The organism is Synechococcus sp. H55.11, assembly GCF_047462475.1.
In the GTDB taxonomy this organism is placed as follows: Bacteria; Cyanobacteriota; Cyanobacteriia; order Thermostichales; family Thermostichaceae; genus Thermostichus.
Window position 1 is genome coordinate 1 of the sequence record NZ_JANSJI010000195.1, and the last position, 11786, is coordinate 11786.

Annotated in this window: 13 protein-coding genes; 10 read left to right on the plus strand and 3 right to left on the minus strand. The window is 61.8% G+C overall.

All coding sequences use genetic code 11. The features are described from left to right. Positions 1 to 790, plus strand: a 790-nt coding sequence (locus NW853_RS08255; protein ID WP_414348772.1) for a V4R domain-containing protein, incomplete at its 5' end; no start/stop codon positions are given. Between the two features lie 29 nt (positions 791 to 819). Here the strand turns inward: NW853_RS08255 and NW853_RS08260 are convergent. Continuing rightward, positions 820 to 1509: a hypothetical protein gene (locus NW853_RS08260; RefSeq protein WP_414334368.1), complete on the minus strand. Its 690-nt coding sequence runs from the start codon at positions 1507 to 1509 to the stop codon at positions 820 to 822. A gap of 301 nt (positions 1510 to 1810) precedes the next feature. Here NW853_RS08260 and NW853_RS08265 point away from each other — a divergent pair, with 301 nt between their 5' ends. The 6 genes from NW853_RS08265 (at position 1811) to NW853_RS08290 (ending at position 7820) form a co-directional block, all read left to right on the plus strand. Continuing rightward, entirely contained in the window at positions 1811 to 3055 is a 1245-nt protein-coding gene (locus NW853_RS08265) for an HhoA/HhoB/HtrA family serine endopeptidase (protein ID WP_414334376.1), read from the plus strand. 175 nt (positions 3056 to 3230) lie between these two features. Beyond that, positions 3231 to 4130, plus strand: coding sequence for a glycine betaine ABC transporter substrate-binding protein (locus NW853_RS08270; RefSeq protein WP_414334367.1), 900 nt, complete (start codon positions 3231 to 3233; stop codon positions 4128 to 4130). Between the two features lie 20 nt (positions 4131 to 4150). Next, positions 4151 to 5119: an ABC transporter ATP-binding protein gene (locus NW853_RS08275; protein WP_414348773.1), complete on the plus strand. Its 969-nt coding sequence runs from the start codon at positions 4151 to 4153 to the stop codon at positions 5117 to 5119. Continuing rightward, complete coding sequence (locus tag NW853_RS08280) at positions 5116 to 5733, plus strand: ABC transporter permease (protein WP_414334363.1); 618 nt, start codon at positions 5116 to 5118, stop codon at positions 5731 to 5733. The genes NW853_RS08275 and NW853_RS08280 overlap by 4 nt, the downstream gene beginning before the upstream one ends. 57 nt (positions 5734 to 5790) lie before the next feature. After that, entirely contained in the window at positions 5791 to 7173 is a 1383-nt protein-coding gene (locus tag NW853_RS08285; protein WP_414348774.1) for a sigma-70 family RNA polymerase sigma factor, read from the plus strand. A gap of 8 nt (positions 7174 to 7181) precedes the next feature. Continuing rightward, positions 7182 to 7820, plus strand: coding sequence for a VanW family protein (locus NW853_RS08290; protein ID WP_414348775.1), 639 nt, complete (start codon positions 7182 to 7184; stop codon positions 7818 to 7820). A gap of 251 nt (positions 7821 to 8071) precedes the next feature. On the opposite strand, the gene tilS is transcribed toward NW853_RS08290, so the two are convergent. Together tilS and hrcA are read right to left on the minus strand one after the other, a co-directional pair. After that, on the minus strand, positions 8072 to 9097 hold the full coding sequence (gene tilS / locus NW853_RS08295) for a tRNA lysidine(34) synthetase TilS (protein ID WP_414334357.1): 1026 nt from the start codon (positions 9095 to 9097) through the stop codon (positions 8072 to 8074). A gap of 39 nt (positions 9098 to 9136) precedes the next feature. Next, the gene (hrcA, locus tag NW853_RS08300) at positions 9137 to 10264 is read right to left on the minus strand and encodes a heat-inducible transcriptional repressor HrcA (RefSeq protein WP_414348776.1); all 1128 of its coding nucleotides are present in this window, start codon (positions 10262 to 10264) and stop codon (positions 9137 to 9139) included. A gap of 343 nt (positions 10265 to 10607) precedes the next feature. Here hrcA and NW853_RS08305 point away from each other — a divergent pair, with 343 nt between their 5' ends. The 3 genes from NW853_RS08305 to NW853_RS08315 all read left to right on the plus strand — a co-directional run bounded on the left by NW853_RS08305 (position 10608) and on the right by NW853_RS08315 (position 11749). After that, positions 10608 to 10910, plus strand: coding sequence for an urease subunit gamma (locus NW853_RS08305; RefSeq protein WP_414334353.1), 303 nt, complete (start codon positions 10608 to 10610; stop codon positions 10908 to 10910). Between the two features lie 99 nt (positions 10911 to 11009). Further along, the gene (locus NW853_RS08310; RefSeq protein ID WP_414334374.1) at positions 11010 to 11369 is read left to right on the plus strand and encodes an urease subunit beta; all 360 of its coding nucleotides are present in this window, start codon (positions 11010 to 11012) and stop codon (positions 11367 to 11369) included. Between the two features lie 128 nt (positions 11370 to 11497). Further along, complete coding sequence (locus tag NW853_RS08315; RefSeq protein ID WP_414334351.1) at positions 11498 to 11749, plus strand: hypothetical protein; 252 nt, start codon at positions 11498 to 11500, stop codon at positions 11747 to 11749. Positions 11750 to 11786: the final 37 nt, after the last annotated feature.

Sequence of the window (11786 nt, forward strand, 5' to 3'; positions counted from 1 at the left end):
AGGGAGAGGGGAGCTGGGATCCAGGCAACCAACTATTTTGTTGCTATTTGAAATGACCGTGAAAGCCTCAGTTGCAGCCGCCCTCAAGTCCGTCCATCTCCCCGAGAGGAAAGCCATGATCACCCTGCAAGAGATCCTGCCCGGCCACTGCTTTAGCCCTGCCTACTACATCCGTCCCGACATCCACAGCGGCCTGCTCTACAGCCGGGGAGGATACCGCCTGGCGGCCTTTCCCATGCCTCTCCTGGAAGCCATCTACGCCGGCTTGCGCTACGAGACCGGGCAAGCCACCCGTGTCATCCTCTACAACTGTGGCCGCGAGTGGGGAGAAGCATTTTTCCGCCGCATCGAAGACGAACTCTCCCGCTACTACCAGCAACCGCTGCAGGAATTGCCGCTGGGGATCTTCCTGGATGCCCTCAGCGAGCTCTGGGCCACCCACGGCTGGGGACGCCTAGAGCTGGATTTTTCCGCTGCTGACCGCGGCTTGGTGGAGGCTAGGATCCGCAACTCCGGCTTTGCCCTGGCTGCTCGTGCCAGCCTCAGCCCAGAGGAGCTGTCTGCGCAGCGGGAGCCTGCCGGCTATCTGGAGGCAGGAATGCTGGCGGGCCTCTTCTCGTTGCTCTCAGGCCGGGATCTGGTCTGTGTGCAGACCACCTGCGAATCTTTGGGGGCCGACCTCAACCGCTTCCTCATCGGCACGGCTCAGCGGCTGCACAATTGCGAAGAATGGGTGCGCAGGGGCCTCTCCCACGAGGAGATTTGGGATCGGCTGGCCGCCGGTTCCTAGCCCTGGCCAGCAGGGTTTTCAAAAGCTGGCTAGGGCAGGTAGGGTTGGAAATCTTGGGTGACCGTCAGGGTCAAGTTGGCGTTGGGATCGATCACCGCCACCTCCGGCGCCGTCACATTGCCGATCACGGCCCCTGCTGCCGCTCCACCTAGCACCTTCTCCGTCGAGATCACCCGGTCGCCGAACAGGCCGCCCAAGATCGCCCCTGCCGCCGCCCCGATCAGGGCATCTTGCACGATCGCTTCCCCAGAAGTGTGGCGGGGATCCTTGCGCAGCGGGATTACCTGGCTTTGGGCGTAGAGAGGATAGGATTGGCCGTTGAAGATCAAGGCCCGCGAGACAAACTGGGTGCCGCCGCTCACCGGCTGGAATTGGCCTTCTAGGATAGCTCCCGCCGGCACGACCATGTTGCCGTAGATATCCCGCAGGGGAGTCTCCAGGCTAAGGCTGACGGCACGGGTTTCGCCAGGGGCAATCAAGAGGGCTTCCGGAGAGCGATGCACGGCTTGGATGAGATCCCCAGAGCGCAACAGCAAGGTGGTTTGCAGTTGAAAGGGCTGGCTTGGCTCATCAGGGGGAAGGGGGTTCACCGGGCGCCATCCCTGGCCGGGGGGCGGTGGCGGCAAGGGATCCCTTTGCGCCAAAACCGGGGTGGCTGCCGGTAGCCAGAGAAAACCGGCAAGTAGAGGAGCCAACAGACGACGGGCTGGGTTGGTCATGGTCTTACCCCCGATCTACCACTTCTACGTTAGCTGTAAGCCGGCCAAAGCTGGGGACAACAGCCCTGTCTGGCCTTCTATCCCCATCAAAGCCAGTTGGATATAGGGTGGCTACTCCAGGCAAGCAGATTCCGCTGCTCTTCAACCCAGATGGAAGTACGGAAAAGCGCCGCGGCTGCCGCCTTGGGATCCCTGCTGTCCATGCTAGATTAGGCCCTAGGTTTCGCAGGGGGCCAAGGTATTTCTGCGCTCCCAGCTCTTCTCTTCCTTGACTCAGGTAGCTATGAAGCGCAGCACATCCATGCCGGGCCAACCTTCTCCCAGTTCAGAAGCTTCTGCTCAACCTGCCCGTTTGCATCAGCAGGACGGAGTTCGTTCCTTTTTTGAGCCTTTGGCCGTTCTTAAGTCTCTTCTCTCGCCGCTGCTGCTGGTGCTCTTGGGCATTGGGCTAGGAGCAGCTCTCATGGGAAGCAACGGAGTATCTGCGCAAACGACGGCAACCCCGCCCCAACTGAACCTGAATTTTATCGCCGAGGTGGCGCAAAAGGTGGGGCCGGCGGTGGTGCGCATCGACTCCGAGCGGACGGTGCGCGTTCCGGGCGCTTTTCCAGAGGAGTTCTTTAGCGATCCCTTCTTCCGGGATTTCTTTGGCCAAGCGATCCCTTCCATCCCCCGCCAACGGCGGCAACAGGGCACTGGCTCCGGCTTTATCATCAGCCCGGACGGCCAGATCATCACCAACGCCCATGTGGTCGAGGGATCCGACAAGGTGACGGTGACGCTCAAGGATACCCGCAGCTTTGACGGCAAAGTAATTGGCACCGATCCGGTGACGGACATTGCGGTGGTGAAGATCGAGGCCCAGAACCTGCCGACGGTGAAGCTGGGCCGCTCCGAACTGCTGGAGCCGGGCCAGTGGGCCATTGCCATCGGCAACCCCCTGGGGCTGGACAACACCGTAACCGCTGGGATCATCAGCGCTTTGGGCCGCTCCAGCGGCGAGATCCGCGTGCCCGACAAGCGGGTGTCTTTTATCCAGACGGATGCGGCCATCAACCCCGGCAACTCAGGCGGCCCCCTGCTCAATGCTCAAGGGGAGGTGATCGGGGTGAACACGGCTATCATCCAAGGGGCGCAAGGGCTGGGCTTTGCCATTCCCATCGAGACAGCCCAGCGGGTGGCCAACCAGTTGATCGCCCGCGGCAAGGTGGATCACCCCTACCTGGGCATCCGTATGCTCACCCTCACCCCCGACCTGAAGGAACGTCTCAACCAGGATCCCAACAGCCGCATTTTCGTGACGGTGGATCAGGGGGTGCTCATCGGCGAGGTGATCCAGGGATCCCCGGCAGAGCGGGCGGGCCTGCGCGCCGGAGACATCATTCTTGCCATCAATGGCCGCGCCGTCACCACCGCCGACCAAGTGCAACAGGAGGTGGAGCGCACCGAGGTGGGCAGCACCCTGGAGCTGGAGATCGAGCGAGCTGGGCGGCGGCAGAAGATCCGGGCCGTCACCGGATCGTTCCCGGCCCCCGGCAGAGGCTAATGGGATGGGGTTGAGGCTCTGGGGCGGGGCAATGCCGGTAGTGCCGCTGTCGCTCTTGCAGTTACGGATCGGGGACAATAATGGTTTAATGGTGGCTTAACAGTCGCAACTTCCTGGCCCAGGCCGGAACACTCTCGGCAGGGCCGCTTGTCTCGAGTTGGGGATCCCTTTTGCCATGCTCAAAACCACTCGTCGCCTGGCTCTGCTGGCCCTCTCGGGGCTGGCCGCCCTTGTTCTTGCCCCTCAAGCGGGCCTTGCCAAACCGATTGTGGTCGGCTCTAAGGACTTCACCGAGCAGTTTATCTTGGGGGAAATGTACGCCTTGGCTCTGGAGGCGGCGGGGTTGGCGGTGGAGCGCAAGCTCAACCTGGGGGGAACGCCGGTGGCCCATGCCGGCCTGCTGAGCGGCGAGATCGATCTCTACCCGGAGTACACTGGCACCGGCCTGCTGACGGTGCTCAAGCTGCCCAGCAGCAGTGACCCGGCCCAGGTATACGCGACGGTGGCCCGCGAGTACGAGCGCCAGTTCCAACTGGTTTGGCTGGATCCGGCCCCCATGAACAACACCCAGGCCCTGGCCATGACCCGCGCCAGAGCGGCGGAGCTGGGCATCACTACCCTCTCAGACATGGTGGCCAGAGCAGGCGAGCTGGTGATGATCGGGCCGCCGGAGTTTCAAGCCCGCGAAGACGGCCTGCCGGGACTGCGAGCGGTCTACGGCAACTTTCGCCTCAAAGCCTACAAGGCGGTGGATCCCGGCCTGCGCTACCAGGGCTTGGTCAATGGGGAGGCGGATGTGGCGGTGGCCTTTGGCACTGACGGGGAAATTGCCGCCTTTGACCTGGTGGTGCTCAAGGACGACAAGCAGCTTTTCCCCCCTTACCAGGTGGCGCCGGTGGTGCGCAAAGATACCCTGGAGGCCAACCCCGGCATCGCCACTGCTTTGAACGCCCTTGCTCCGTTGCTGACGGACGAGGTGATGCAGCGGCTGAACTACGAGGTGAGCGGCAAGCGCAAGGAGCCGGCAGAGGTGGCGAGATCCTTCTTGGTGGAGGCCGGTATTTTGAAGGAATAGCCGTTGCCCGAGGCCCCGGCGTGAGCACCCTTGAATTCGAGCGGGTATCGCTGCGCTTCCCCCACAGTTCCCGTCCGGCTGTGGAGGAGTGCAGTTTTTCTGTGGCCTCAGGCCAGTTGGTGGTCATCCTCGGCCCTTCCGGCTGCGGCAAAACCACCCTTCTGAAGATGGTGAACCGGCTGCTGGAGCCCACCCAAGGACAGATTCGCCTGGATGGGCAGGATATCCGCCACTTTCCGGTGACGGCGCTGCGCCAGCGCATCGGCTATGTCATCCAGCAGGTGGGGTTGTTTCCCCACATGACGGTGGCCCAGAATGTGGCGGTGGTGCCGCGACTTTTGGGCTGGCCAAGGGAGCGCATCCGCGAGCGAGTGGACGAGCTGCTCAGCTTGGTCAACTTGCCCCCCCAAGAATACCGACGTCGCTACCCGGCTCAACTCTCAGGCGGCCAACAGCAGCGGGTGGGGCTGGCGCGGGCGCTGGCCGGGGATCCGGATCTGCTGCTGATGGACGAACCCTTTGGGGCCCTCGACGCCATCACCCGTAGCAAGCTACAAGATGAGATCCTGCGCCTGCAGCGGCAACTGAGAAAGACCATCCTCTTCGTCTCCCACGACGTGGAAGAGGCGCTGCGCCTGGCAGATCGCATCTTGGTGATGCAGCAGGGGCGAGTGGTGCAGTTCGATACTCCCTTTCGACTGCTCACCCAGCCGGCCACCCCCTTTGTCAGAGAGCTATTGGGGGCAGACGACATGGTGCGGCAACTGAGCGTGCTGCGGGTGGAAACGGCGATGGAGCGGATCCCGCACAACCACCAGATCCAGGAGGGGGCGGTGGTAAAGCCCCACGAAACCCTACGGCGGGCCTTGTCGCTGCTGCTGCGCACGGGGGCGGCGGCTCTCACGGTGTGGGAAGACGGGCGGGCTATCGGCATCGTTACCCTGGATCACATCCGCCATCTGGCCATGCTGGAGGGGGGATCCGCATGAGCTACCTTCTCCGCCATCCCGGCTTGGTGTGGCAGCTTACCCAAGAGCACCTAGCAATGGTGGCGACGGCCTTGGGGATTGCGCTGGTGCTGGCGCTGCCGTTGGCTTTGCTGGTTCACCACGTGCGCTGGCTAGCCCTACCGCTGATGGGGATCCTCAGCATCCTGTACACGGTGCCCAGCCTGGCTCTAATCATTTTGCTGATCCCTTGGTTCGGGCTCAATGCCCGCTCGGTGGTGGTGGCGATGGTGCTCTACTCGCAGGTGATCTTGGTGCGCCACCTGTACGTGGGTTTGCAATCAGTGGAGCCGGCTCTTCTGGAGGCAGCCAAGGGTCTGGGGATGAACCTCTGGCAGCGGTGGTGGCAGGTGCAGCTACCCCTGATGCTGCCGGTTGCCCTGGCCGGCTTGCGGCTGGCGGCAATTGTGGCCATTGCCATTGCCACGGTGGGGGCCAAGTTTGGGGCAGGGGGGCTGGGCACCCTGCTTTTTGAGGGCATTGCCCAGGCCGGTCGCTACGACAAAATCTGGGCTGGATCTCTAGCGGTGGGATCCCTGGCCTTGCTGGTGAACACGGCTCTGCTGGGGCTGGAGTGGGCGGCTCGCCGCGGCTGAGGGGATAGGCTTTCATCAGGTCTATCTTCGTTTCTGTGGGACGACGCTGGGTGTAGCATGGCTGAGCAACCAAGGACTCCGTCTCCCTGGCGCGAGCGGGTGAGGGATTGGCCATCCCGCAGCGATGTGGAGCTGATGGAAGCGCTCACAGCAGGGCATTCTGTTGCCCTGGCTGTACTCTACGATCGCTATGCCGGCTTGATCTGTGGGCTGGCCCTTAAGATCCTGGGCCATGCGGCCGAGGCGGAAGATCTGACTCAGGCGGTGTTTGTCGAACTGTGGCACAAGCCCGACTATGATCCGCGGCAGGGATCCGTGAGCAGTTTTTTGTGTGCGTTGACCCGTTCGCGAGCCATTGAGCGTCTGCGCTCCCAGGATAGCCATCAACGTTTTTTGAAACACTGGCAACCCCTGCTCGCCGCCGATGGCAGTGCTCCGATCCCTTTTGAGCAGCTCTCCCTCGAGGAGCGACGGCAAGCGGTGCAGGAGGCCCTCAGCCAACTGCCGGAAAGCCAACGGCAGGTTCTCGAGCTGCTCTACTACCAGGGGTTGAGCCAGGCGGACATTGCCCAACACTGGGGGATCCCGCTGGAGGCGGTTAAAGCCCGCACTCGCCAGGCCCTCTGCAAGTTGCGGGAATCGCTCTCCTTGGAGTTAAGTTCTGGGTCTGAAGCCGCCTCGCCCCCTTCATCAGAAGCACAGGAAGAACTGGCCGGCTATCTGCTGGGGGACTTGTCTCCTGAACAGGCAAGCGCCCTGGAGGCACGCCTAACCCAAGACCCGCGGTTGCTGGCAGAGTTGCAGGCCCTGCAAGAAACTCTGCATCTGCTGCCCTATGGGTTGCCAGGGGTGATTCCGCCGGCCAGCTTGCGGGGCAAGGTGATGGCAGAGGCGGGCATTGAGGAGGCGCTGACCCCTCTTCAGCCGGCACTGTCCTCTCTGGGGTTCGGTCGCCTCACGGCTGAGTGGCGCTGGGTAGGGGGCTTGGCGGCAGGGGCCTTGGCTTTGCTGGTTTTCGACAACTGGCGACTGCGGCAGGCGCTGCAACTGGCCCGGCTAGAATCGGTGCGGACATTGTCCCATCTCTTGCAACAGCCGGGATCCCGTCTGGTGAACTTGCAGGGAGAGGTGGGGTCGGCCAACCTGCTGTTGCGCCCAGGAGAGTGGCAGGAGGTGGTCTTGGCGGCAAGGGATCTGCCCCAACCGGCCCCTGGAGAGCGTTACCACCTCTGGCTCAAGCTGGACGACGGCGAGATCCTCCACTGCGGCACCTTTCAGGTGGATGCCCAGGGATCCGCACTTGTGGCCTTGCGCCCGCCACACCCGCTGCCAGAGGGCGCCCGCCCCCAAGAGGTGCTGGTTACGGCCCAAGCCGCTGCCGTCCCTCGCCAACCCCAGGGTGAGGTTCTCTTGAAAGCCAAGGTGTCTTGGGAAAAGTGAAAGGGAAGATGCGGGGATTGGCTTTGTCGGTGGGGTTGGCCCTGCTGGCTCTGTGGTGGACGGATCCCACCCCAACCACCCTGAGCCGATACACCACTTCCTTGCAGGAGCGCACTCCCTCGCAGCTCCACAACATTCGCCAGGCTGCCCAAAGCCTGGATGGGGTTTACATTCAGCCAAGGGCAGTTTTTTCTTTCAACCAGGTGGTAGGGCCGCGCACCCTCGAGCGGGGCTATCTGCCTGCGCCGGTATTCATGGTGGCCGAAACCCTGGATTCGGTTGGGGGCGGGATCTGTCAAGTCTCCTCCAGCCTATACAACGCTGCTCTGCTGGCGGGGCTGGAAGTGGTGGAAAGGCACCCCCATTACCGCCCCGTGGAGTCGGTGCCCCCCGGCCTGGATGCCACCGTTTGGTACGGCTTGGCCGACCTCAAGCTGCGCAACCCCTTCCCTTGGCCGGTGCGCCTGCACCTTCAGATCCGCGGCCAAAATCTCATCGTGTCGGTGCTGGGACGGGGATCCCGCCACGCCCTCCAGATCTCCCCCATCCGCGTGGAGCAGCAGCGGCTGGATCCCCAGCATTTGCAGGTGAGCGTCTATCGCGGCAACAAGCTCCTCTCCCAGGATCGCTATGTCCTGGATCCCTAGAAAGACCGTCTTAGCCCACCCCTCAGGAGCCCATCCCAGGCCACCTCAACAGCAGCACCGGGATCCTTGTAAAGCTTTATACCCAAAATTCAGCGACAGGGTCGGCGACAACCCTCAAACCCTGATTCTTCCGTTGACCCGGTCGATCCCTTGCTGGGCAAGGGTTTCAGGCCCCTCGGCGACAAAAAGTGAGGGGAAATTGCAGCCCAAAACGAGACCCTGTCGATCTGGGCCCCTGGATTGGGTAAGGGCTATAGTCGGGGAGAGTTGCTTCCTTTCGGGGAAGTGGAATTAATGGAAACAAAACAAATGTGATCCTCTTTCACTTCTAGCCAGCTCCCACCTGGATAGTCGGGGCTGCGGCTGCCGCGGCCTGCTTTTAAGAGCTGGATCCCGGCTTCCACCTGATCAAAGGTGGGGTGGTGGGGCAGCACCAGGGACAAAAATCGGAACATCACCTGTCGCTGCAGGGCTAAGGGGGCGGCCCGCAAGGGATCCCGTCGCAGCCCTGGCAAAGTGGGCTCATACACCTGCGCCCAGAGCTGATCTGCCTGGGCTACCACCAGCTCGTGTTCTGCTTGTAGCAGCGTGGCAGCTCGGTTCAGAGCCACTTCCAGTTGGGGGTTAAAGTGTTGCTTCAGGTAGGGCATCACCTCTAGGCGGAGGCGGTTGCGGCCATGGGCCAGATCTTGGTTGCTGCGATCCGGCCAGACCGGCAACTGGTGCTGCCGGCAAAATTGCTCGGTTTCCCAACGAAAAAGGCCCAGCAGGGGGCGCACCAACCGGGCAGAGGTGGGATCCCGCTCGTCCAGGCGGCGCTGCCAATCTAGGCTGCTCAGCCCGGCGGCTCCTGTCCCCCGCAGCAAATTCCACAACAACGTCTCTGCGCGATCGCTGGCCGTATGCCCCATCACCACGGCGCTGCACTCCCAAATGCGGGCCCATTTGTCCAACTGTTGGTAGCGCCAAGCCCTGGCCCCTGCCTCATCTCGGCGGATGGGATCCGCAGTTGCAACGGCATGGATTAGCCCCTGCTGCTGCAGCCATCGCTGCAAAAAGCGGGCACACTCCGTTTCGTCCGCCGACCAACGGTGATCACAATGCAGGACAAACAGCTTCCAGTCCCAGCGAGGCTGCAGATCCCGCAGGATCTGGAGCAGGCAAAAGGAATCTTGACCGCCGGAAAAAGCCACCAGCAAGCGCTCGCCGGGGTGAAGAAGCTGCCGCTGCCGGATGGCGTGTTGTACCCGCAGGTGAAAAGAAGAGAGCCTGGTCACAGCTTGCTATTGCTCGGGTGCAGCCCAGACCCTGCCCCCCTAAGCAAGAGCCCGAGTCAGGTGAGAGGCCACCGCCTGCACAGCCGCAATGCTGCGCTCGTAGGCCATTCGGGTCGGCCCCAGCAAGGTGACAGTACCCAGAGGAGCCGAGCGGCGGTGGTAAGTGGCAGCGATAACCGTACAGTGGTGCAAAGACTCCAGCGGGTTCTCGCTGCCGATGTAGATGATCACCGGGATATTGCGGTCGGGCTGTCCTGAATCGTTCCCCCTTGAGCCCCCATCGGTCAAATGGAGCCCAATCATTCCCTGGAGTTGCTCCGCCCCTTCCTCGATCAACTGCATCACCGCCTGCACCTGCCGGGCTTGGGAAAACTCCGGTTGACGCATCAGCTCTGTCATGCCGGCACTGAACACCTGCCCGAGAGATGGCCGCAGATAGCGTTGTACCACCGAGCGCAGCAGTTGCTGCAGCCAATGGCTGTAGGCGCGAAACTCTTCATCCAGCTTCAGCCAGCTCAAATCCTGCAACTCGGCAAAAGTCTTGCCCCGCAGCTTCAGGGTGAGGAAGTTGCTGAGCAATCGCAATTCATCTTCCAGATCCTCTTGGCAGTCGCTGGGCCACTCGGGTGGGCTGACCAAGGCCGAATGGGTTTGATAAGAATCGGTAACCACCAACACCATCACCCGCCCTGGCGCCACCGACACCAACTGCACGTGGTGAATGGCCACCACCGGCCCCTGGGGTGGGGTGATCAGAGCAATGCAGCCGCTCAGATGGGCCAAAAGCTGGGCCACCCTCTGTAGAAGACTGTCCAGGTCGTCGCCCAGCTCGCGGCCAAGCTGATCCAGCAACTGCTGCAGAGCAGGATGGGGATCCGGCTGAGGAGCATCGCAGGGGATCCCATCCATGTTGGCAGAGGTCAACAGATCGTTTACATAGACCCGATAGCCAAAGTCGGAAGGAACCCGCCCGGCGGAGGTGTGGGGCTGAAACAGTAACCCAACCTGCTCAAGGGTGGCCAAGTCGTTACGAATGGTGGCCGTGCTCACCCCAAAGTTATAAGACTGAGCCAAGGTTTTGGAACCGACAGGTTCAGCCGTCGCAATGTAGCTGCGCACCGTCGCCCAGAGAATCTTGCGCTGTCTGGGAGTCAGTTCGAGTTTCATAGCTCATCAAAAGAACCTAGTCAATCCATATCAAAGGAAACTGCTAAACAAAGCCGGTAAATTGCTCCAAGATAAATCAACTCAGGGCCGAGATACAAATCTAAACAAACCTTGACGACTACTACACCTATTTATCTATTGTTACTCTTTCAGGAGAGGCTGCCCAGGAAGGAAGATGCAACATCGGGTACCGAGACCGTCAGTGCTGGAGAAGGGCGGGTGGTTCCTCATACAACTTGGGAGCCTCTTGTTGGCCCAGAGGTGGTACAAGTTAAATCAACTCTAGGCTAACGTGGCGCCCTGCCGTCTCTTCTGTATCGTTTTGTATCTTTGAGGTGACCTCATGTACCTGTCTCCCCAGGAGAAAGACAAGTTGTTGATCTACCTGGCGGCCCAGTTGGCTCGGGATCGGCGGCAGCGAGGCCTCAAACTCAACTACCCCGAGGCGGTGGCCTACCTGAGCGCAGCCGTTTTGGAGGGGGCACGGGAAGGGAAAACGGTTGCCCAGTTGATGAGCGAGGGGCTGACCTGGCTGAGCCGAGAGGACGTGATGCCTGGGATCCCGGAGATGATCCCGGAAATTCAAGTGGAGGCCACCTTCCCCGACGGAACCAAGCTGGTGACCCTGCACCACCCCATTCGCTAGCTGCTTTCTAAGGATCCCCCAACGACTCACAGACTTCAGGAGGTTGCCACCATGGCTCGCCAACCCAAAACCCCGCCTGCTGCGGACCCTGCACCGGTTCTGATCCCGGGGGAGCTGCTGCTGGCAGAGGATCCCATCCAAGCCAATGTCGGACGGGCCAGCGTGACCCTGGAGGTGACCAACCGAGGGGATCGGCCCATTCAGGTGGGATCCCATTTTCACTTTTTCGAGGTGAACCGGGCTCTGGTGTTCGATCGCGCCGCCAGCTTTGGCATGCGCCTCAACATTCCTTCCGGCCAAGCGGTGCGCTTTGAGCCGGGGCAAACCCATCGGGTGACGCTGGTGGCTTTGGGAGGCAAGGGGCTGGTGCACGGCTTCAATCGGCTCACAGAAGGTACGGTAAGCTCTGCTGCCCAAAAGCGGCTGGCTCTGGCGCGGTTGCAGGCGTGGCTGGGCTAGGCCTGGACATAACGCCCCCCGAAGTATGCAGCTTTGGGCATCTGGGCTGAGGCTTGGCCATATCCCCACCTCGCCTCAGATCCAGGAGAGTAGGGCTATCCAATTCTTCCGTTTCTAGGAGCCGGCCAATGTCGGAGCGCGAGACCGTCTGGTGGATGTGGGTGCAAGGCTTGGGGCTCAATCTTTCGGGGTTGGCGCTGCTGGCTGCAGCAGGCGCTGCCTTTGGCCCTCTCAGTTGGACAAGTATGACGGTGGCGGTGATGTTGAAGCTCATCGGGGATAGCCAACTGCTGCGGGGCTACTGGCTTTGGCAAAGCCGGCGGCAACAGGTGGGATCCCAGCCCGTCGGCTCGGCAGCAGCGCTCCAAAGTCAAGTTTGAACGGTTACCAAACAGCCTGGTCGTGGATCTTCAGCTC

Bases quoted from the DNA above. Each gene is read 5' to 3' on its own strand.
- NW853_RS08270 (WP_414334367.1), top strand. From the start codon at position 3,231: ATGCTCAAAACCACTCGTCGCCTGGCTCTGCTGGCCCTCTCGGGGCTG.
- NW853_RS08285 (WP_414348774.1), top strand. From the start codon at position 5,791: ATGGCTGAGCAACCAAGGACTCCGTCTCCCTGGCGCGAGCGGGTGAGG.
- NW853_RS08265 (WP_414334376.1), top strand. From the start codon at position 1,811: ATGCCGGGCCAACCTTCTCCCAGTTCAGAAGCTTCTGCTCAACCTGCC.
- NW853_RS08280 (WP_414334363.1), top strand. From the start codon at position 5,116: ATGAGCTACCTTCTCCGCCATCCCGGCTTGGTGTGGCAGCTTACCCAA.
- NW853_RS08305 (WP_414334353.1), top strand. From the start codon at position 10,608: ATGTACCTGTCTCCCCAGGAGAAAGACAAGTTGTTGATCTACCTGGCG.
- hrcA (WP_414348776.1), bottom strand. From the start codon at position 10,264: ATGAAACTCGAACTGACTCCCAGACAGCGCAAGATTCTCTGGGCGACG.
- NW853_RS08260 (WP_414334368.1), bottom strand. From the start codon at position 1,509: ATGACCAACCCAGCCCGTCGTCTGTTGGCTCCTCTACTTGCCGGTTTT.
- NW853_RS08290 (WP_414348775.1), top strand. From the start codon at position 7,182: ATGCGGGGATTGGCTTTGTCGGTGGGGTTGGCCCTGCTGGCTCTGTGG.
- NW853_RS08315 (WP_414334351.1), top strand. From the start codon at position 11,498: ATGTCGGAGCGCGAGACCGTCTGGTGGATGTGGGTGCAAGGCTTGGGG.